General features: G+C 42.5%; 19 protein-coding genes. 7 read left to right on the forward strand and 12 right to left on the reverse strand.

Features of this window, described 5'->3' with window-relative positions:
* Window positions 1-11: 11 nt before the first annotated feature.
* The 9 genes from NE664_06060 to NE664_06100 form a co-directional block, all read right to left on the reverse strand.
* A complete protein-coding gene (locus NE664_06060) occupies window positions 12-773 on the reverse strand; it encodes an HAD hydrolase family protein (protein MCQ4726227.1) in 762 nt (253 codons plus the stop codon).
* 72 nt (window positions 774-845) lie between these two features.
* Entirely contained in the window at window positions 846-3,497 is a 2,652-nt protein-coding gene (locus tag NE664_06065; GenBank protein ID MCQ4726228.1) for a calcium-translocating P-type ATPase, PMCA-type, read from the reverse strand.
* A gap of 233 nt (window positions 3,498-3,730) precedes the next feature.
* Window positions 3,731-4,336 (reverse strand): TerD family protein, encoded by a 606-nt coding sequence (locus NE664_06070; GenBank protein MCQ4726229.1) that lies wholly within the window; start codon window positions 4,334-4,336, stop codon window positions 3,731-3,733.
* A gap of 20 nt (window positions 4,337-4,356) precedes the next feature.
* The gene (locus tag NE664_06075) at window positions 4,357-4,938 is read right to left on the reverse strand and encodes a TerD family protein (protein MCQ4726230.1); all 582 of its coding nucleotides are present in this window, start codon (window positions 4,936-4,938) and stop codon (window positions 4,357-4,359) included.
* A 15-nt stretch (window positions 4,939-4,953) separates the two neighbouring features.
* Entirely contained in the window at window positions 4,954-5,535 is a 582-nt protein-coding gene (locus NE664_06080; GenBank protein ID MCQ4726231.1) for a TerD family protein, read from the reverse strand.
* Between the two features lie 23 nt (window positions 5,536-5,558).
* Complete coding sequence (locus NE664_06085; protein MCQ4726232.1) at window positions 5,559-6,692, reverse strand: toxic anion resistance protein; 1,134 nt, start codon at window positions 6,690-6,692, stop codon at window positions 5,559-5,561.
* A 4-nt stretch (window positions 6,693-6,696) separates the two neighbouring features.
* A complete protein-coding gene (locus tag NE664_06090; protein MCQ4726233.1) occupies window positions 6,697-9,033 on the reverse strand; it encodes a YceG family protein in 2,337 nt (778 codons plus the stop codon).
* A 28-nt stretch (window positions 9,034-9,061) separates the two neighbouring features.
* Window positions 9,062-9,640: a rhomboid family intramembrane serine protease gene (locus NE664_06095; GenBank protein ID MCQ4726234.1), complete on the reverse strand. Its 579-nt coding sequence runs from the start codon at window positions 9,638-9,640 to the stop codon at window positions 9,062-9,064.
* 212 nt (window positions 9,641-9,852) lie between these two features.
* Complete coding sequence (locus NE664_06100; protein MCQ4726235.1) at window positions 9,853-10,398, reverse strand: carbonic anhydrase; 546 nt, start codon at window positions 10,396-10,398, stop codon at window positions 9,853-9,855.
* Between the two features lie 486 nt (window positions 10,399-10,884).
* On the opposite strand from NE664_06100, the gene NE664_06105 reads away from it, so the two are divergent.
* Both NE664_06105 and NE664_06110 read left to right on the forward strand, forming a co-directional pair.
* On the forward strand, window positions 10,885-11,178 hold the full coding sequence (locus tag NE664_06105) for a hypothetical protein (protein ID MCQ4726236.1): 294 nt from the start codon (window positions 10,885-10,887) through the stop codon (window positions 11,176-11,178).
* 375 nt (window positions 11,179-11,553) lie between these two features.
* On the forward strand, window positions 11,554-12,774 hold the full coding sequence (locus tag NE664_06110; protein MCQ4726237.1) for an MFS transporter: 1,221 nt from the start codon (window positions 11,554-11,556) through the stop codon (window positions 12,772-12,774).
* Between the two features lie 80 nt (window positions 12,775-12,854).
* Here NE664_06110 and NE664_06115 read toward each other — a convergent pair whose 3' ends face one another.
* The gene (locus NE664_06115) at window positions 12,855-13,655 is read right to left on the reverse strand and encodes a helix-turn-helix domain-containing protein (GenBank protein MCQ4726238.1); all 801 of its coding nucleotides are present in this window, start codon (window positions 13,653-13,655) and stop codon (window positions 12,855-12,857) included.
* 78 nt (window positions 13,656-13,733) lie between these two features.
* Window positions 13,734-13,997 (reverse strand): hypothetical protein, encoded by a 264-nt coding sequence (locus tag NE664_06120; protein ID MCQ4726239.1) that lies wholly within the window; start codon window positions 13,995-13,997, stop codon window positions 13,734-13,736.
* Window positions 13,998-14,225: 228 nt separating this feature from the next.
* Here NE664_06120 and NE664_06125 point away from each other — a divergent pair, with 228 nt between their 5' ends.
* The 5 genes from NE664_06125 (at window position 14,226) to NE664_06145 (ending at window position 18,066) form a co-directional block, all read left to right on the forward strand.
* Window positions 14,226-14,639 carry a cysteine-rich VLP domain-containing protein gene (locus NE664_06125; protein ID MCQ4726240.1) on the forward strand — a complete coding sequence of 138 codons (414 nt, stop codon included), beginning with the start codon at window positions 14,226-14,228 and terminating at the stop codon, window positions 14,637-14,639.
* A 111-nt stretch (window positions 14,640-14,750) separates the two neighbouring features.
* The gene (locus NE664_06130) at window positions 14,751-15,146 is read left to right on the forward strand and encodes a replication initiator protein A (protein ID MCQ4726241.1); all 396 of its coding nucleotides are present in this window, start codon (window positions 14,751-14,753) and stop codon (window positions 15,144-15,146) included.
* 173 nt (window positions 15,147-15,319) lie between these two features.
* Window positions 15,320-16,264: a plasmid recombination protein gene (locus NE664_06135; GenBank protein ID MCQ4726242.1), complete on the forward strand. Its 945-nt coding sequence runs from the start codon at window positions 15,320-15,322 to the stop codon at window positions 16,262-16,264.
* On the forward strand, window positions 16,248-16,460 hold the full coding sequence (locus tag NE664_06140) for a hypothetical protein (protein MCQ4726243.1): 213 nt from the start codon (window positions 16,248-16,250) through the stop codon (window positions 16,458-16,460). The genes NE664_06135 and NE664_06140 overlap by 17 nt, the downstream gene beginning before the upstream one ends.
* A gap of 94 nt (window positions 16,461-16,554) precedes the next feature.
* Window positions 16,555-18,066, forward strand: a complete 1,512-nt coding sequence (locus NE664_06145) for a recombinase family protein (protein ID MCQ4726244.1) — start codon at window positions 16,555-16,557, stop codon at window positions 18,064-18,066.
* 423 nt (window positions 18,067-18,489) lie between these two features.
* On the opposite strand, the gene NE664_06150 is transcribed toward NE664_06145, so the two are convergent.
* On the reverse strand, window positions 18,490-19,890 hold the full coding sequence (locus NE664_06150) for a glutamate synthase-related protein (GenBank protein MCQ4726245.1): 1,401 nt from the start codon (window positions 19,888-19,890) through the stop codon (window positions 18,490-18,492).
* Window positions 19,891-20,274: the final 384 nt, after the last annotated feature.

Raw genomic sequence — 20,274 nt, forward strand, 5'->3', positions numbered from 1 at the left:
ATTCTCTTCGTTCAAACCATATCAAGTACAAATTTTAAAACCGCATCTGATAAAAATTCATTATCGCTTACCACATGTGCATTTTTAAAACTTGCCGCACACCAGCGCCTAAGCTTCTGAGGAAAAACAGCTATATCCGCTTCGTACAGCATCGGCAGATCCAAAACGCTGTCTCCGCCGGCAATAATACAATCCGCCCCCATAGCCTTTCCAAAACGTCTCACAGCCTCGCCTTTATTAACCGTCTTGGGTATAATATAAATTTTTTCATTGTTCGATTCTATAACAACCTTATTTAAGTCAAGTAAATCCGACAGCGAATTAATACAACTTTTTACATCATGGCATTTAGTATATATAAATACGTTGTCAACAAGGCGCACTTCTTCAAAGCTCACGCCTTCCTCCTCCAAAAACTTACGGCCCTTTTGAAGTTCATCTAAAACCTCATTAACAAGATCTGCTGTTAACTTTTCCCACAAAGGTTCCTTATTCCCGTTATGGAGCAATACGCCTCCGTTGCTGACAATAGCAAATTCAGGAACAAAACCATGCGGAAACTCAATCCTTTTATATTGCTCCTCCGAACGTGTGGTAACCGGAACAAACATAATATTTTCCTGCAAAAATAAATGTTTTAACGCCGTATATGTATACTCTGTTATGTATGATAATTCCTTGTCGCCCTTTTTTTCCACAAGGTATCTTTTTCCTATATCATGTTTATATGAGTATATCAGCGTATTATCTAAATCAGAAAAAAATAAAATCACATTAACGCCCTTTCCAAATCTTTTTAAAGTTAAGTTCATGCCGAAAAATACGGCATGAACCCAAAGGAAATACTAGCTGTTTTTAAATTTTAAAACCAATTTTCTTATTAAATCGACAGGAATAATTGTAAATGCCAGCACAGTAACTGCCGCCCACTCTGTCAAAGTAAGACCGTAACATCTTAAAATATCCCCTCCGAAGTCAGCCATGATTATCTGGATAACAACAATTAGAAGTATTACTTTCCAAAAACCATGATTAAGGTTTATATTGTCAAACAAATTTATCTTTTCCGTTCTTGCGTTAAATGCATTGAAAACAGCCGTAAAAATATAAAATGTGAAATAGCCTGTCATTAAATATTTGGAGTTTGCATCGCCCCTAAAAAACGAATCAAATACAGGAGTCAGCAAAAACAACATGCTCATTGCAAATGTCCATAAACTTCCTGTTAAAATTTCCGACTTCATATAGCCGCTTATAATATTTTCGTCCCTGCGTTTCGGTTTTTCTTTCATAAAACGCCTTAAAGCCGGCTCTCCGCCAAACGCAAGGGCTGCCAATGTATCCATTACAAGGTTAATCCACAATATCTGCACGATTGAAAGCGGATTTTCCATACCCAAAAGCGGAGATATGAAAGAAATCATAACAGCGCTGACATTTATTGTAAGCTGGAAAATAATAAACTTCCTTATACTGTTAAAAATTGTACGCCCGTATAATATAGCGTTTTCAATCGAGCTGAAATTATCATCCAAAATAACAATATCGCTTGCTTCTTTTGCAACTTCGGTTCCTCCGCCCATTGCAAAACCAACGTCAGCCTTTTTAAGGGCCGGCGAATCGTTAACGCCGTCGCCTGTCATCCCTACAACAAGATCCAAATCCTGGGCTATTGTTACAAGCCTGCTCTTATCGCTTGGAAGGGCTCTTGCAACAACTCTTATATTTTTAATTATTCCTTTTATTTCGTCATCAGTCATATTGGCAAGCTCGTCGGAAGTCATTACGAGATCCGTTTCGTCGCGCAAAATTCCGGCTTCTTTCGCAATAGCGACAGCCGTATCTTTTCTGTCGCCCGTAATCATAACAACCTGTATACCGGCATTTTGAACTTCTTTAATAGCAGTAACCGATTCAGGACGTACTTCGTCCCTTATCCCAATTATGCCGACAAGCGCCCAATCGTCGGCAGGAAGTGTGTCACCGCTAATTTTACCTGTTGACGTTGCAAAAGCCAAAACCCTGATTGCACGTCCTGCAAGCTGGTTAATCTTTTCGTCAAGCTCTTTGCTTTTCTCAAAAGGAACAATCTCTCCTGATTTATTGTAACAGCTTTTACACTTTTCAATAATTTTTTCAGGCGCGCCTTTAAGTAATGTTATATTACATTCGCCTTCAATAGAAGACGCCGAATATTTGTTTGTACTGTTAAAAGGTATTGCGCCTACCTTCGACGCGTTTACATTGCTTTTTGAATTTGCAGCATACGCCAAAACAGCGCGTTCAGTGGCGTTACCGCCTATGACTTTTATATCTTTTCCTTCTCCCGAAATTATTGCGTCGGTATTATGGAAAATACTCAAAGAAAGTATATTCCCTATATCTCCCGTAACGTCATTGAAACTTCCGTATTCATTTAAAAATCCGTCTACAAACGTTACAACTTCAAGCTGGCCTTTTGTTATCGTTCCCGTTTTATCGCTGAATAAAATATTAAGGCTTCCTGCCGTTTCAATGCCGACAATTTTACGCACTAATACATTATCTTTAAGCATCTTGCCCATGTTAAGAGCCGAAACAAGAGCAATCATAAGCGGCAGACCTTCCGGAACAGCCATAACGATTATTATCACGGCCAGCATTACCGCTTCAACTAAATCGTTTATAACAACCATCCAGTTTGAAAAATATCCCATCATTAACTGTACGTCGAATTGATTATGTATAACAATCTTTTGGAACATAAATGCAACCGCTATTGCAATACCGCCTATATATCCGAATTTGCTTATTGAATCCGCAAGTTTTCCGAGTTTTACTTTAAGCGGAGATTCACGTTCGTCATTGTACTGAAGTTCGCTTGCAATCTGTCCATAAACAGATTTGTCGCCTACAGTCGTAATTTCCATAACGGCATTTCCAGAACAAACAACCGATCCCCTGAAAACTTTATACTTATTCAAAAAGTCCATGGATGTTTCTTCATCTATATATCCTTCTGGCATCACCTCTTTTGAAGCCTCTTTGCTTTCGCCGTTTAAAACAGACTGGTCGACTTTCAAATTTCCTGATATAAGTTTTCCGTCTGCCGGTATTTTATCTCCGCTTTGCAAAAGCACACAGTCGCCTACAACCAAATCGTTTATAGGAAGTTCTATAATATCGCCGTTCCTGTAGACTTTACAGTATATCCTAGACGCTTCTTCCTGCAATTTCTGAAACGCATTTTCATTATTATACTCTGAAAATGTCGAAACAAATGTTGCAAGTATTACGGCTATGGCAATGCCGACCGATTCATACCATTCTGTCTGCCCTAAAAAGGCAAATACAATATTTATTATTAACGCAACACATAAAATTTTAATCATTGGATCGCCAAAGTTGCCTTTAAGCTTGCTCCAAAAACTCTCCCCTTCGACTTCAGTCATGCTGTTGTCGCCGTATTGTTCTTTTGAAATCCTTACTTGCTCGTCTGTTAATCCGGTAATTTTCATAGTTCCCTCTCATTCTGCCATATACGGCAAAAATAAAACATGATATAATAAATAACGATAATTCCTTTGGCAAAATGGCAATTATATATTTTCTTAAATTATTGCCGGAAATATAAAATTATTTCGGCTTATATTTTTATTCAAAAATTGCATAAGATCCTATAATTAAAGCATGCGCTAAATTTTGCCAACATTGCAGAAGGGACGGCATGCGCCCCTTCTTACAGTTAATCTTATATGTATCTTTTTATTAATTCGCCTAGTCCCGGATCATCCGTTCCCTGTCCCATAGCATTAAATTTCCATTCGCCGTTATTTCTGTAGACTTCGCCGAAAATCATAGCCGTCATGCCGTCATAGTTTTCCGATAAATTATACCTGCACATTTCATTATTTGATTTTGCATCGATTATTCGTATATAAGCATTTTCTATCATTCCGAAATCTTGTTTTCTCTGTACTGCCTGATAAATATTTACGACAACAACAATCCTGTCATATTCCTGAGGCACATCGGACAACTCGACTATTATCTGTTCATCGTCGCCATCCCCGGCCCCGGTAAGGTTATCCCCCATATGCTGTACCGATCCCGTACAATGTTTTAAATTGCCGAAATATACAATATCTTCTTTTCCTGCCAATTTTCCGCTCTTTAAAAGCAGCGCCGACGCATCGCAATCAATATCGGCAGGCTTTGATGCAAATATAGAACCAAGAAGCCCTCCGCTTTTTGCTTTCTTAACCTGATCCCATCCTAAACCGATTATAACTTTATTAAGCGAACTGTTGTCCTTAGTTAAACTAACTTTCTGTCCCTTTTGCAAACTGATTGACATATTAAACCAACTCCTCTTTGTTATTCGGCGTCCACACCATATGTTGCACACAACGCTGAAAGTCCTCCGTTAAACCCGCTTCCGATAGCGTTGAACTTCCATTCGTTGTTATTTTTATAAAGCTCCCCAAAAACAACGCTTGTTTCTATAGAAAAATCCTCTCCCAAATCATATCTTAAAATTTCTTCATTATTCGCCATATTAACAATCCTTATAAAAGCATTGTTAACTTGTCCAAAATTCTGGTTTCTTGCTTCAGCTTCATATATTGTCGCCGTGAAAACAATCCTCGATATATTCGGCGGAACCGACTGCAAATTAATTAAAACCTGCTCGTCGTCGCCGTCGCCTTCTCCAGTTCTGTTATCTCCCATATGCTGCACGCTTCCGCTTGGATGTTTTAAATTCCCATAGAATATAAAATCCGCGTCGCTTCCAACTTTTCCGCTGTCGCCAAGCATAAATGCCGCGCTGTCGAGGTCGAAAGAACCTCCCGTATCGAACTTATTTATATCCCATCCTAAACCGACCATCAACTGGCTCAGTCCCGGATTGTCCTTTGTAAGACTAACTTTTTGTCCCTTCTTTAAATTTACTGGCATATATATTCCTCCCTTTTATGCAACTTCTATACCGTAATTAGCGCACAGCGCCGCAAGGCCTCCGTTAAATCCGCTACCGATAGCATTAAATTTCCACTCGCCGTTATATCTGTAGATTTCACCTACGACAACGGCAGTTTCAATAGAAAAGTCCTCTCCCAAATCATAATGCAAAAATTCCGTGTTTTTGTCTTCATCAACAATTCTGATAAACGCGTTTGAAACTTGTCCAAAATTTTGCCTGCGCACATCCGAATCATAAATCGTAACAGTGAAAACCACTTTCATCACATCATCCGGTATTAAGGACAAATCAACCTGAATCTGCTCGTCATCGCCGTCGCCCTCTCCGGTAAGATTATCTCCCATGTGTTTAACAGCGCCGCTTTCATGCTGAAGGTTGCCGTAAAAAACAAAGTCTTCCTGCTTGCGCACTTTGCCGTTGGCGCCTATCAAAAACGCGGAGGCGTCAAGATCAAAATCCATCCCGCCGTCGTACTTGTTAACATCCCATCCAAGGCCGACCATCAAATGTTTCAAAGCCGGGTTTCCCTTTGTTAAATCAATTTTTTGTCCCTTTCTTAGATTGATAGGCATGTAATCCTCTCCTTTTGTAAAAATTACTGTATCTTATTGCCCTTAGAATACATTTTTTCAAATTCTTCCTTAATTGCATTCAAGCGCACACAGTCCTCCTCGCGTTTCTTTTTTGCATTTTCCTGTATTTGTTTCGTTTCTTCAATTCCGTTTACAATCGTTCGCCAAGTAGTTTCAAGAGTTTCGATTTTTACAGAACTTCCGGACGCAAGCTGAGCTGTCATTTTAGACTGTAAAACTGTATTCTGCGCATTTTTAATAAGCATTTCATTAGTTTTTTCATCAAGGGCGCTCATTGCTTCCGCCTGGATTCTTTGTCGCTTCAAAAGTATAGCCTGTGAAAGGGCCTGCTTAAAAACAGGAAGAGTTATGATAAAAGCGGAATTTATTTTTCTTACAAGATTCATATTGCTGAATTGCATTGTTTTTATCATCGGTATTGATTGAAGCGCCACATTTTCTGCAATGCGTAAATCCTGCACTCTCTGTTCAAGCATAAGTTTAGCCTGCTCCAGGCTTGTAAGTTCAAATTGAATCGAATTGTCGTCGCTTTGTTCATATTCACCCGTTCTTTGAGCTATATATGCCTCAAGTTCGCGCACGCCTTGTTCACCGGCCATAATGTAGCGTACAAGGCTATGGTAATAATTCACATTTGTCTGAAACATATTTTCAAGATTTCGGTTTGAAGATTTTATTTCGCTTTCATATTGTTTAAGCTTTACATATATTTTGTCTACTTCTTCGCCCATAGTATGATATTTGGCCAATATTTGATCCAACTGTTTTTTCATATTATTGAAAAGCCGTCCGAAAAGTCCTGGCTTCTCCTCAATTTCTTTAATATCGAATTTATCCATAATTTCGCCTAAAAGCTTGAGCATTTCTCCGCTGTCGTTTATCTGCTGCATATTCATGCTGTTTAAAACAACGTCAGAACTTTTTGCTATTTCTTCCGCCACTTCACTGCCAAAAGACACTATTGTTTCGGGATCGTCAACAACTATGGTGCTTACCAGATCGTCAACTTCTTTAGAATTCAAAAGTTCAGTCCTCATTTTTTCTCTGTCCGCCTGAATGTTGTAATCTTCAACAACCAATTCGTTTTGGCTTTGAACCGCGTCGGAAGTTTTTTTAGTTCCAAAATCAATTCCCATAGTCTTATCTCCTTTTAAATATTTTATTTATAAATCCCAGCTTATTCATGCTGTCGGACGTTTTTTCAAGATCAGGCACTTCCATGTCATAAATATATTCTCCGGCCTGATGTTCAACAAAAAACGGTTTATTGTAAAATCTTTCCACGCCCTGATAACCTGTCGGAGCAAACATAAGTATATCAAACCCAAGCATCGACAAATACGCTGCTAATATACTGTCCTCAAGACTGAAAAGCGCTTCTGTTGTATTAATAATTAAAAGCTTCGGTATTTCTTTTGTAAAATCAAATTTCTGTACCGCCCTCAATATGTTCATATCAAGATTAAGCGCAACCGAAACAATCGTATATTCCGTCCCGTTTTCAAACGTACCTTTAATCAGCTTGGAATCTAAAAGTTTTGTCAGCTTGTCAAACATGTAATCCTGCATATCTTCCCTTATAAATCCATATTTATATACAGGGTGAAGCTTAATTTTTTCAATCTGAAGAACTCCATTTTTTAAAAATGAAGCCGAATGCATTTTAATCGGGTTCGGGGAATTATGCTTAATAAAAGGAGCTTTTTTTATTACTGTTGTTTCGTCGTCAATAAGACCGGCTATATACGTCCAATATTTATCTCTGTCGCCGTTAGGCACACCTGAAACCTTTGAACATATAACGGGCACGATAACCTTATCGTCAAGCGTTTCAAAATCCGGCCTGTACTTAGCTTCCTGAGGCCACAAAATGCCTATTTCTTCATATGTAGTTTGTATTTTTACGGGTATCGCCCTTTTAAACTGCCGGTTCCTATACAAGCCGGTTCCGTTATACATCAGCGTATCCAAATCTCTTTCGGCATTGTAAGCCGCGGTTTTGAAAGATATTTCATCCACGCTTTTAGGGAACTCTCCAAGAGGCGCTGATTCATCGTAAACTTTATCAAATAAAAATTTATCCTCAAGGACGCATTGCATATTCAAGTCTGGGCATATCACGAAAATATCAACAGGAGTTTTTGAAAGCATTTTTAAAAACAAAGCCTCGTTTTCACTCGTACACCCTCCATACAAAACAAATACGGGATATTCATATATTTTCCAGCTTACAAACAGCTTAGGCACATACCTTTTAATCCAGCAAAGAAGGCAAACCGCTTTATTTGTGAGTATATTAAGCGGCTCGTTAATATTTAAAAACAACTCAAGAAATGATTTACGCAAAAGTTTCTCAAGCTCGCCGCACTTTGGAAAATTTATATTTTCAACCATAAACGCAAGCATCTGCCTTGGCGAAGAATACGTTCCTCTTTTTATAGAATTAACTTCGGATACTTCCGGCATCGGCATCTTTTTTTCAACAATAACTACATTTCGGCTTAATCCTTCGAGTTTCATCTTCCATTTAAGCAGATTTTTCATATACTGTTCTTTGTCTTCAACGCCGCGTATTCTTACAAACATATTGTATATATAAGTTTTTTCCGTTCCCCTATCGGACTGGATTTTATATGAATTCTCCCATATATCTCCAGAAAGCCATATATTTGTTGCCATAACATAGTTTGTTTCTATCATAATTTTATGGTCTTCAATACTGCCGATCTGCTGTTTCGCCTCCGGCTGTATATTTGGAGAATACGTTTTCTGCGGCCTTTGTGTCTGAATTTTTACTGTATTTTTCCGATTATTTATTTGTTTGGCCAAAGAATACTCCGCCGGGAAAAATTTCCCACCCGAAATACTCACAAGCTGAACGTCCGAAGAATACGGTTTATAATTGCTTTTATTTGCAGAAATCGGTATTTCCACAATCATTATATCGCATCCGCTTTTTGAAAGTATATCGAGCGCTTTTATTTCATAATCCGAGATACTTCCTTCATATAAAATTTTAGGCGGCTCGTTCTTTCCGAGATTTGAAATCGTTTGTTCAAATTTATAGTAAAACCAGCACATGTATTTCATATATGCATTTTTAAGCATATTTAAGTTTTTCCCGTTTTTCATCATGCCGTCCAAAACGGCAAATAAAGCTTCAGAAATGTCTTTATTTTGAATTGCGCTTATACGCGGAAGCCACTTTTTAATGGAATTGCTTATAAACGCTTTATCCATAACAAAATCTGTCCCTACAATCTCCTCAAAAAACGCAAGCTGACGTTCATCAGGGTTATTTATTTTTCCGGATATATATCCGTTGCACTTCCTCGCCTCTTCAAAATAATGCATAAGGAACTCTTCAACTTCGGGATTGTATGAAACAATACGGCAAAAATAAACGCCTTTGCCGCTCCTTTGCTGATAGCTGCTGAAATAATCGTTTAGACTGTTTAATTTCTCCCTAACAAACATTTATAAACACCCCTGATTGCTCTTACTTTTAAAAACGCCTCTTTCCCGGTTTAACGGCGTAACCGATTAAGCAGCCTGTAATTCCGCCTATAATATGCGTTAAGTTCGATATATTATCATCGGCAAATACGCCGTTATAAATCTCGCTTCCAAAATAGAATATCGCCACAAAAATAAATGTAAGCGGAATACCGTCGCCTTTAATACATGTAAAAGACGAAAGCATTATTAATGCAAAAACTATACCGCTGGCCCCAAGCAATGCAGTTGAAGGAAAAAATATAATATTAATAACGCCTGTAACTACAGCGGTAATAATAATTATGAAGAAAACGTCAACGCTACCGTATTTTTCTTCTACCAACGGGCCGATAAGCAGCATCATTATAATATTTCCGCAAAAATGTTCCCAATCGGCATGCCCGAAAACATGGCCTACAAGACGTACAAAAAACAAAGGATCGGCAAGCGATGAACAGTAAACGGAAAAAACAAATCTGTTTGCCGCTCCCGAAGTTAATATATTCAGCAAAAAAGCCGCAAAAGATATAAATGTAAAAGTTAATATAACCGGAGAATTATATCTTATTTTTTTTACTTTTCGCACTTTTTTATCCCCTAAAAATTAAATATAAATTTAACAACAGTATAGCATTTTATGGGCTGATTAACAATATTTTATCAAATAAAAAATAAATTTAAAAAAATTTTAAGAAACATAAATTATATTTTCGAAACAGTTTAAAATATAAAAAACAATAAAAAAGCGCCTATAACAATAGACGCTTTCAGTACAAATCAAAACCTTATTCAAAATTGTCAAACAAGTTCCGTAAGTTCTCCCGTTACGGAATTAATTATAAATCCGTATACCTTAATATTTTTCGGAAGAAGCGGATGGTTAATAAGCATTTCAGAAGTTTCTTTCACAGACTGGTTAACGTCGTCAAACCCATGTAGCATGCTTTTAATATCAACGCCGCAGTAATTAATCATCTCAATCTGCTCTTTTTCAACCCCGCGTTCAACCATCATATCAAGAAGTTTTTGACTGTCCATGTTCTGTACGCCGCAGTCTGTATGCCCTATTACAAGTATTTCTTCAACCCCAAGTTCATAAACGGCTATAATAAGACTTCTTATAACGCTTCCAAACGGATGTGAAATAAGCCCGCCGGCATTTTTAATTATAACGGCGTCTCCATTTTTAATGCCTAACGCCGCCGGAAGGAGCTGTGTCAGCCTTGTGTCCATACATGAAAGTATAGCCATTTTATAATTAGGATATTTGCTCGTACTGTATTTTTTATACTCGCCGTTTTTTACAAAGTCCCTGTTGTGTTCTATAATATCTTTAATCTGCATGAAATTCCCCCTGTTAAATTAATTTATGATATTATACTTTATCCGGTTAGAATTTTCAATAACCGTTGTAAAAGGAGAACGGCATTAGTTTATATTTAGCTTTAGGTCAGTTTACAAGGAACTACACGCAGACCGTGAAACGGGCTGCTGACAACAAACGGCGCTATGCTCCCGGCTGGGTGCATAGCACCTGTTTGTTGCGGGGGTTTCCAAAGGGGGCAGCGCCCCATTTGGCACACGACTTTGCGGAGCAAAGTGTAGTGTGTTATACGCTCTGTCGGCGTTGCCCTGAAAATACCGTTGCCGCCGGGGAGGGCAAGGGCATTTGACGCGGCAGGAAAGCAGGGCTTTGTTTGGGGCTGGTAAGCCGGAAACAAAGGGCTGATTTCAGCAGCAGACAGGGCGTATTATGAAAGCCCCCGTCCCTCGTCCTCCGCCCCCGGCCTATGGGACAAAAAGTCCCAAAGCTCTGGACACCGTGACCAGATGTGTGGCCACACTCCGGGAAAAGTAGCAGGACGGCAGGAAACCGTCAAGGCTGAAATGAATGGGCTGACGCCCGGCCTTGACCGTTCCCCGCCGCCCCGCTGGATGGGTGGACAAGGTGGCCAATCCCTAAAAGTGTTTGGCCGCACTCGTTCATTTTGGGGCCTTTCTTCTCCCAAAATTGAAATGGGCGGGAAAGCCCTAAAATGGCTTTCCCGCCTTGATTACCCATTAGCAAAGACGGGCGAGACTGTCAACGGCGGCGCTGAAAGCGCCGTTCATCTTGACCGTTGACTGGCTCGCCTGGCTTTGCTACTGCCCGTAAGAGATGGAAAAACAAGATGGAAAACAAGGTTAAAAATGGTTGACAAGTCTATCGGATGTGTGTTATACTGTGCGACAGTTTGAGATTGGAAGGAGGCTTACGTGTGTTAATTTGTGTACGCTAATAAGCAATAAAAAGTAGAAGTACCTTTCCACATGATGGTGGGCTTTTTTTGCGTGCGTATGCAAAGGAACACGTAGGTTTGACACGAGCAGTCTTTGAACTGTATCGTGGTGTTTTTTCGTGCTTTGTTGTTATGCAGGCGTCTGCCCTCTCTGTGGGACAACGCCTGCTTTTTATTGCAGAAACAAAGGAACAATGCAATAAAAAAGGAGGTTCGCATTATGACCCAAAACAACAATTCATGGAGAAAAACTTATTTTACACTTCTTGCCGGACAAGCAATATCCTTTATTAGCAGCGGTATTTTGCAAATGGCCATTATCTTTTATTTGGTTGCGAAAACTAATTCTGCAATCATATTGACGGCGGCAACACTGATTGGATTTTTGCCGCAAGCCTGTTTAGGCCCGTTTGCAGGTGCTTTTGTTGACCGGCACAGCCGTAAAAGCGTAATGATTGGTGCGGATTTGATAATTGCCGCCGCTGGCGGTATTCTGGCGCTGGTGGCGTTTTACATGGAATTGCCCGTATGGTCTATTATGGTTGTCCTGTTAATCCGAAGTGCGGGAACTGCTTTTCATTCTCCAGCATTCAGCGCAGCAACACCTATGATTGTGCCAAAAGAGGAACTTACAAAATGCGCTGGTTACACGCAGACCATGCAAGCAGTAAGTGCGATTATCAGTCCAGCTGCCGCAGCGTTTTTATATGCTGTTTGGCCTCTTAATGCAATTATATTGTTAGATATTGTGGGTGCAATCCTTGCCTGTGTGACTGTTGCGATTTCGTCCATACCAACGCCTGAACTATGTCCAGAAACGAAAAGACAACAGTTTTTACAGGATATGAAAGAGGGGTATGTGGTATTAAAGCAAAACAGGGGCCTCTTTGCTCTGCTCTGGATTGGTGTAATTTATATGTTCTTTTATATGCCAATCAGTACGCTTTTTCCTCTCATCTGTATGTCATACTTCAAAGGAACACCGGCCCATGCCTCTGCCGCTGAAATTGCTTTTGCGGTTGGTATGCTGCTTGGCGGAGTCATTCTGAGCATTTGGGGCGGTTTTAAGAAACGGCGGTACACCATCGGTCTTTCCGTTCTCCTGATGGGCGTTAGCAATATGCTCTCCGGGCTTTTGCCGCCAGACGCATTTCTTGTCTTTGTTGTGTGCTGTACTGTTATGGGAATTTCCGCTCCATTTTACGGTGTGCAAAATGCGATTTTTCAAGAAACGGTCAAACCAGAATATCTGGGGAGAGTTTTTTCTCTACTGACAAGCGCCGCTTCCCTCGCCATGCCGTTTGGCCTTGTCATTTCCGGGCCTCTGGCGGAGCGGCTGGGAGTTGAGAAATGGTTTGTCATTTGCGGAATTGGCATTATCATCGTTGCGCTTGCCGTATTTTTACTACCCGGTTTGAGAGAGATTGACAATACGCAATAATCAACTGCACCTTTTTCTATTACTAAACAAAATGCCTGGATGGTGGTTCTGAAAAACCAGAACCGCCGTTCAGGCATTTTTTATCTTCGTCCTCTCTGCGGTTTTGGATTCTTCAGCAAGTCGGATTTTTCCGCAATCTTTTTCAGCCACTTCCGTTCTTCTACTGACAGCTTCCTAAAATTCAGCTTGAGCCGTTTGCAGATAAACGCCAAGTACGCTTGTTCCGTGTCGCTGTCCTGGCTGACGATTTCACCAGCAGTTTCCAGCATTTCTTTTAGCGGGTTATCCTCTGGGACGCTGAAAAAATCGTCCTTGTGTGTTTCCCGCAGAGCAAGGGCAATCCCGTTTATGTCCCGTTGTATCACATAGCGGCAAAACTCGTCCTCATCAATATGGGCGGTGATAAGCTGTCTTAACTGCGTATCACTCATGCCAGGATTATGCTTTTTTATAACAGTTGCGCTCATCGTGTCCACTATGGCGTTTGCACCCTGCGCCTGTTTCAGTGCCGTTCCGTTCACATAGATTTCAAGGTCAGCCATCAGCCGGGGGAAATCCGGGTGCGCCGCCAGCTCACACAGCAGGGTATTGTCTATCCTCCCGCTTTTCAGCAGGTCAATCATTTCATCACTCAAACGCAGGTCTGCAAGATCGGCGTTTGGGTGATTTTTCATTTCAGACAGCCCCAGCAGATAATCAGCGGTCACACCGTAAAACTTCGCCAGCCGGATAAGGGCATAGTGGCTGATGTCCTTGAAGTCTTCCGTTTCGTAACTGCCCAGCGCAGACTTGGAAAGCCCGGTCTGCTCCGCAAGCTGCCCCAGCGTCAAGCCACGCTCCACACGTAGGTCTTTTAATCGCTCTTGTATGGATAAAGACATATTCACCCTCCTTGCTAGCTCAACGAAAGAGAAGCCGTTATGCTATGTACTATGCTCATAGCATAACGGCATAGGCATTTACAGTTTTATTTTACCATTTGCTACATCTTCACGAAATTTATCAACAAGCTTCGCTGTCAGCTTGGATTTACCGTAGTGTTCAAGTACAAAAGTACGATAACTTTTTCCATCTACAAGCACATCACTTTTTCTGGTCAACAACCAATTTCCGTTACCTCCTCCCTGTTCTCTAATATTCCAGTCTTTCCCATATCTTTTATAGATTTCATCTTTTTTACCTTGAACAGACATTGATTCGCTTGGAATATAAACAATTTGCATAATAGCTCCTCCTTTATTTTGTGCAAGAAGACCAGAAACCTGAATTTGTCTTTTATCTTTTTTTGATTATATCACAAATCCGAGAGCGTGGAAATAGGGAGTTTTTCAGGCTGATTTCCTACCTCTTGGATATACGGCACAGGCGGTCAAAAAGGTGTAGACTTGGGATAGTTCATCGATGGACAAGCACCTTGGAAACAGAACACGCCAAAGAAAACGGAGGGACGCATGAGCAAAAGACCCTATCAACACCTGCCGCCGCTGGAACACAGGCCGGACGGCTCCCCCTACCGCATAACCCCGCCCCAGAAGAGACGAGCCAGCGGCCTGATACGCCGGGAGTGCTGCAACTGCGAGGACGGAAACTGCCTTGCGCTGGACGATGGCGACACCTGCGCCTGTCCGCAGATGATTTCGTTCTCCGTCTGCTGCAAGTGGTTCCGCTGGGCGGTCTTGCCGCTGGACAGGACGCTGGAAGCGGAGATTTACCGGGACAGGGACTTGAAACGCTGTGCGGAGTGCGGCGGTGTGTTCGTCCCGAAGTCCAACCGGGGCAAATACTGCCCGGACTGCGCCGCCAGAGTTCACAGGCGGCAGAAAACAGAAAGTGAACGGAAAAGGAGGTCTGCTGTGGACAGTTAAGAGCGGGAAAAGCCTTGATTTGCAAGGCTCCGCAAGCCCTCAACCGGGGCGGCTGGTATCATTTATCATTCGCCCCGGAAAACGGGCCTCTAACCGTCCACAAAACACGCTATGACAAACACGATTTATATTCACCAGCCGGAAAAGGCGTTCAGTTTCACCCGGCTCCCCAATTTCCTTTTTGAAGCACCCACATTCCAGCCCTTGAGCAACGAAGCGAAGGTGCTGTATGCCTTTGTCCTGCGCCGGGCGGAGTTGTCCCGGAAGAACGGCTGGGCGGACGAGTACGGGCGGGTCTACCTGTACTACCCCATCTGCGAGGTGGTCGCTTTGCTCCGCTGCGGGCGGCAGAAAGCGGTCAACACCCTGCGGGAGTTGCAGTATGCGGGGCTGGTGGAAATCCAGAAACAGGGCTGTGGAAAACCCAACCGCATTTACCCGAAATCCTATGAAGCGGTTCCAAACACCGACTTCAAGAAATCCGGTTATGGTACGCCGGAGGGCTGAAAACCGTACTTGGCGAGTACGAAAATCAATCCTCTTGAAGTACGGAAATCTGACGGTATATAGAAATACAGAGATTAAAACCATCTATTTACATTCATTCCATTCCAATCCTATCAGAGATATTTTCGGCGGGAAAACCCGCCGGAAAGGAATGGAATGGGGAAAGGAGTTCAATGGCACAACACGCAATTTTGCGATTTGAGAAGCACAAGGGCCACCCGGCGGGGCCGCTGGAAGCCCACCATGAACGGAAAAAGGAGCAGTACGCCAGCAACCCGGACATTGACACCAGCCGGAGCAAGTACAATTTCCACATCGTCAAGCCGGATGGCCGCTACTACCATTTCATTCAGAGCCGCATCGAGCAGGCCAGATGCCGCACCCGCAAGGACAGCACTCGGTTTGTGGACACGCTGATTACCGCCAGCCCGGAGTTTTTCAAGGGCAAGTCCCCAAAGGAGATAGCGGCCTACTTCCAGAGGGCGGCGGACTTCCTCATTGACCGGGTGGGCCGGGAGAACATCGTTTCGGCTATGGTACACATGGATGAAAAAACGCCCCATCTGCACTTGGTCTTTGTGCCGCTGACAAAGGACAACCGCCTGTGCGCCAAAGAAATTATCGGCAACCGGGCCAATCTGACGAAGTGGCAGGACGATTTTCACGCCTGTATGGTGGAGCAGTACCCCGACCTGGAGCGTGGGGAAAGCGCCAGCAAGACGGGCCGGAAGCATATCCCCACCCGGCTGTTCAAACAGGCGGTCAACCTCTCCAAACAGGCGAGGGCCATTGAAGCGGTTCTCTCCGGCATTACCCCGCTGAACGCCGGAAAGAAGAAAGAGGAAGCCCTCTCCATGCTGAAAAAGTGGTTTCCGCAGATGGAGAACTTCTCCGGGCAACTGAAAAAATACAAGGTCACAATCAATGACTTGTTAGCGGAAAATGAAAAGCTGGAAGTCAGGGCAAAGGCCAGCGAAAAAGGCAAGATGAATGACACGATGGAACGGGCGAAGTTAAAAAGCGAACTGGACGATATGCGGCGGCTGGTTGACCGTATCCCGCCGGAGATTTTAGCGGAACTGAAACGGCAACAGCGGCAGCATGGAAAGGAAAGGTGATCTTATAAGTAATATCAGATACAAAAAGGAAATCGAAATCGTGACTTTTCAGGGAAAGGAAATCACACTGGAAAATCTCTCCCCGGTGTTCACGCCGGAACAGGAAGCAGCCAAACGCCGGGAACTGGAACAGCAGCTTTATGAGGTGTTCCGCAAGTACGCCGACAAGCGGGAGAGTGAGGAAGCCGGGACATAAGGTTTTCCAAACCCATCATTGATTTGCGGGGCTGCTGGCGGTATAATAGAACTGTCAGCAGCTCCGTTTCTTTTTTAAGAAAAGGAGCGACAATATGAACAATCGGATAGACGCAATCTATGCAAGACAATCGGTAGACAAAAAGGACAGCATTTCCATTGAAAGCCAGATTGAATTTTGCAAATACGAGTTGAAAGGCGGTAACTGCAAGGAATACACAGACAAAGGGTACAGCGGCAAGAACACAGACCGTCCGAAGTTTCAAGAACTGGTGCGGGACATCAAGCGGGGCTTGATTGCAAAGGTCGTGGTTTACAAGCTCGACCGTATCAGCCGTTCCATTCTGGACTTTGCCAACATGATGGAGCTGTTCCAGCAGTACAATGTGGAGTTTGTGTCCTCTACGGAAAAGTTTGATACCTCCACGCCGATGGGACGGGCCATGCTGAATATCTGTATCGTGTTCGCCCAGCTTGAACGGGAAACGATACAGAAGCGGGTAACGGACGCTTACTACTCCCGCAGTCAGCGGGGCTTTAAGATGGGCGGGAAAGCCCCTTACGGCTTCCATACGGAGCCTATCAAGATGGACGGTATCAACACAAAGAAGCTGGTGGTAAACCCGGAGGAAGCGGCCAATATCCGGCTGATGTTTGAGATGTACGCCCAGCCCACAACTTCCTACGGGGACATTACCCGGTACTTTGCCGAACAGGGGATTTTGTTCCATGGCAAAGAGCTGATACGCCCCACGCTGGCGCAGATGTTACGCAATCCTGTCTATGTGCAGGCAGACCTTGATGTGTACGAATTTTTCAAAAGTCAAGGTACAGTCATCGTCAATGACGTTGCCGATTTTACGGGCATGAACGGCTGCTATCTGTATCAAGGGCGAGATGTAAAGGCCAGCAAGAAAAACGACTTAAAAGACCAAATGCTGGTACTGGCTCCCCATGAGGGTATCGTCCCCTCCGACACCTGGCTGACCTGCCGCAAGAAGCTGATGAACAACATGAAAATCCAGTCTGCCCGGAAAGCCACCCACACATGGCTGGCAGGAAAAATCAAGTGCGGGAATTGCGGGTATGCTCTTATGAGTATCTACAATCCCTCCGGCAAACAGTATCTCCGCTGCACGAAACGGCTGGACAATAAAAGCTGTCCTGGCTGTGGGAAAATCATCACTTCGGAACTGGAAGCGGTTGTTTATCAGCAGATGGTAAAGAAGCTGGCAAGCTACAAGACGCTGACAGGAAAAAAGAAAGCGGCAAAGGCAAACCCGAAAATCACCGCCCTGCAAGTGGAACTTGCCCATGTAGACAGCGAGATTGAAAAGCTGGTGGACAGTCTGACGGGGGCAAACAATGTCCTGTTCTCCTATGTGAATGTGAAGATAGCGGAACTGGACGGGCGCAAGCAGGAACTTCTGGCAAGGATAGCGGAGTTGACTGTGGAGGCCATCAGCCCGGAACAGGTCAGCCAGATTTCCGGCTACCTCGATACCTGGGAGAATGTATCTTTTGATGACAAGCGGCGTGTGGTGGATTTGATGATCACCACCATAGCCGCCACAAGCGACAGCTTGAACATCACATGGAAAATCTGACTGGCGGCACCCCTCCCGTCAGATACCTACCCTGTGTAGTCCCTTGTAAACTGTACTTTTATATTGCAAAAATCCCATACGTGGAAATTTTGTAATATAAAATATCCAAAAACCCCCTTATATCAGCCCTTCAAATTCAACCATAACAATACGGATATAAACCGCGGCTTTAATAAAGATCTGCACAATAAACTTATAAAAATATTGCTCTTATAAAGCCGCCGATTAATTTATCCACAGCTTATAAAATTATTTCGGAAACGTACTTTGCCCTGACAACCGGAAATATTCCGCAATTAAATAAATCAAGTCAAACAAACTTTTGTACATATCCGATAAAAATATTATTAACGTCCTTTTCATTATAAACAATACATTAATACTGAAAAACCGTTCGTATGATACGGACATCATCGGCCTAATCTATGCATGCTTTATATTCGTAAATTCGGAAATTTCCCTGCTGACAGTACATAAATCCTCGACGCTCAAATCATGGAGATTGCTGTGGCCTGTTATTCTGGCAAATGTCTTTAATTCTTCAAGAGAAACATTCAGATAATTTGCAACGCGCACAGCGGCGGCGTCTTCTTTAAACCTTTTTCTGAGTTCTTCGTCTTGAGTTGCCACCCCTACAGGACACATGCCGCTTCCGCATATCCTGTACTGCTGGCAGGCTGCGGCAATAAGCGCCCCCGAGGCAATGGCAACAGCGTCGGCTCCCATTGCTATAGCCTTTGCAAAATCAGATGAAACTCTGAGCCCTCCCGTTATAACAAGAGAAATATCTGATTTAACAGAATCAAGATATTTTCTCGCCCTATATAAAGCATATATCGTAGGAACGCTTGAAGAGTCCCTTATTATTTTAGGGCTTGCCCCTGTAGCTCCACCCCTTCCGTCAATAGTTATAAAATCAGGCTCGGCAAATACGCAGTATTCTAAATCCTTTTCAATACGGCCCGCTGCAATTTTTATTCCAATCGGCCTGCCGTCAGTCCTCTTCCTAAGTTCCGAAACAAGAGCTTTCAAATCCTCCTTTGTATTTATCCCCGGAAATTTTGAAGGGCTTATTACATCTTTTCCGACAGGCTTGTTTCTTATCTCGGCTATCTGAGGCGTAACTTTACTTCCAGGCAAATGACCGCCCATTCCCGGTTTTGTGCCCTGGCCTATTTTTATTTCGACAGCGTCTGCATTTCTCAAGTTTTCATCAGTGACGCTGTAAAGATTTGGCACATATTCAAATATGTATTTATATGCGCTTTCCATTTCCTCGGGAAGTATTCCTCCTTCTCCGCTGCACATTGCCGTTTTTGCCATAGCGCTTCCCCTTGCAAGCGCAACTTTCGTTTCCTTTGACAACGCTCCGAAAGACATATGTGAAATGTACACCGGGCTGTCTATAATCATAGGCCTTTTTGCATTTTTTCCAATAACTGTAGTTGTCATTACAGGGGCATGTTCATCAAGAGGCGGCGGATTAAGCTGCGCGCCTAAAATAAGTATATCATCCCAGTCCGGCATAGGCATTTTTGTTCCCATGGCGTCTATAATGGAACTTCCGGAGCGGGCCATTTGATGTATTTCTTCCATATAACGGCACGTTTCATCATGCCTTTCATATTCTTTCGGATAATTAAGCCCGCTTATCTCATTTTCATTTAAAACAACGGGTATTTCCGATTCAGGCTCTGTTTCAACTTTAATAAATTTTTCAGGCAGGGCATTACAGATAGGACATTTCTCCAACATGCTAAACGGTTTGCCTTCTTTTTCTTCATCATATATATATCCGCAAATACTGCATTTATAAATTGCCAATATAAAAACCTCCTCATTCTTAAATAATAATAATTATTATTTAATTATATTCCAAAAATTCACAAATGTAAACAAAATACTGTTTTTGTTTTTCGTAATTATGCCTTAATTAATATACGCTGCATAAATATAAAAATGGCGCGCCGTGCAAAATCACGAGGCGCGCCTTTAAATACAGAATACGGAATCTTAATTATAATATTTGGCCGAAAACCATTTTATAACGTGTACAAAAACAACTTCAACCGCTGTAATCCGAAAAAATAAATCATCCCTGCATATGTAATCCCCAAAAATCAAACCTACAGAGCAGTCTTTAATTATATGATTTAAATCCCGACATTCAGCCGCTTTCAAAAAATATCCGGATAATGTACTCAAATT

Origin of the sequence: Anaerotignum faecicola, from assembly GCA_024460105.1 — a bacterium.
Lineage (GTDB): Bacteria > Bacillota > Clostridia > Lachnospirales > Anaerotignaceae > JANFXS01.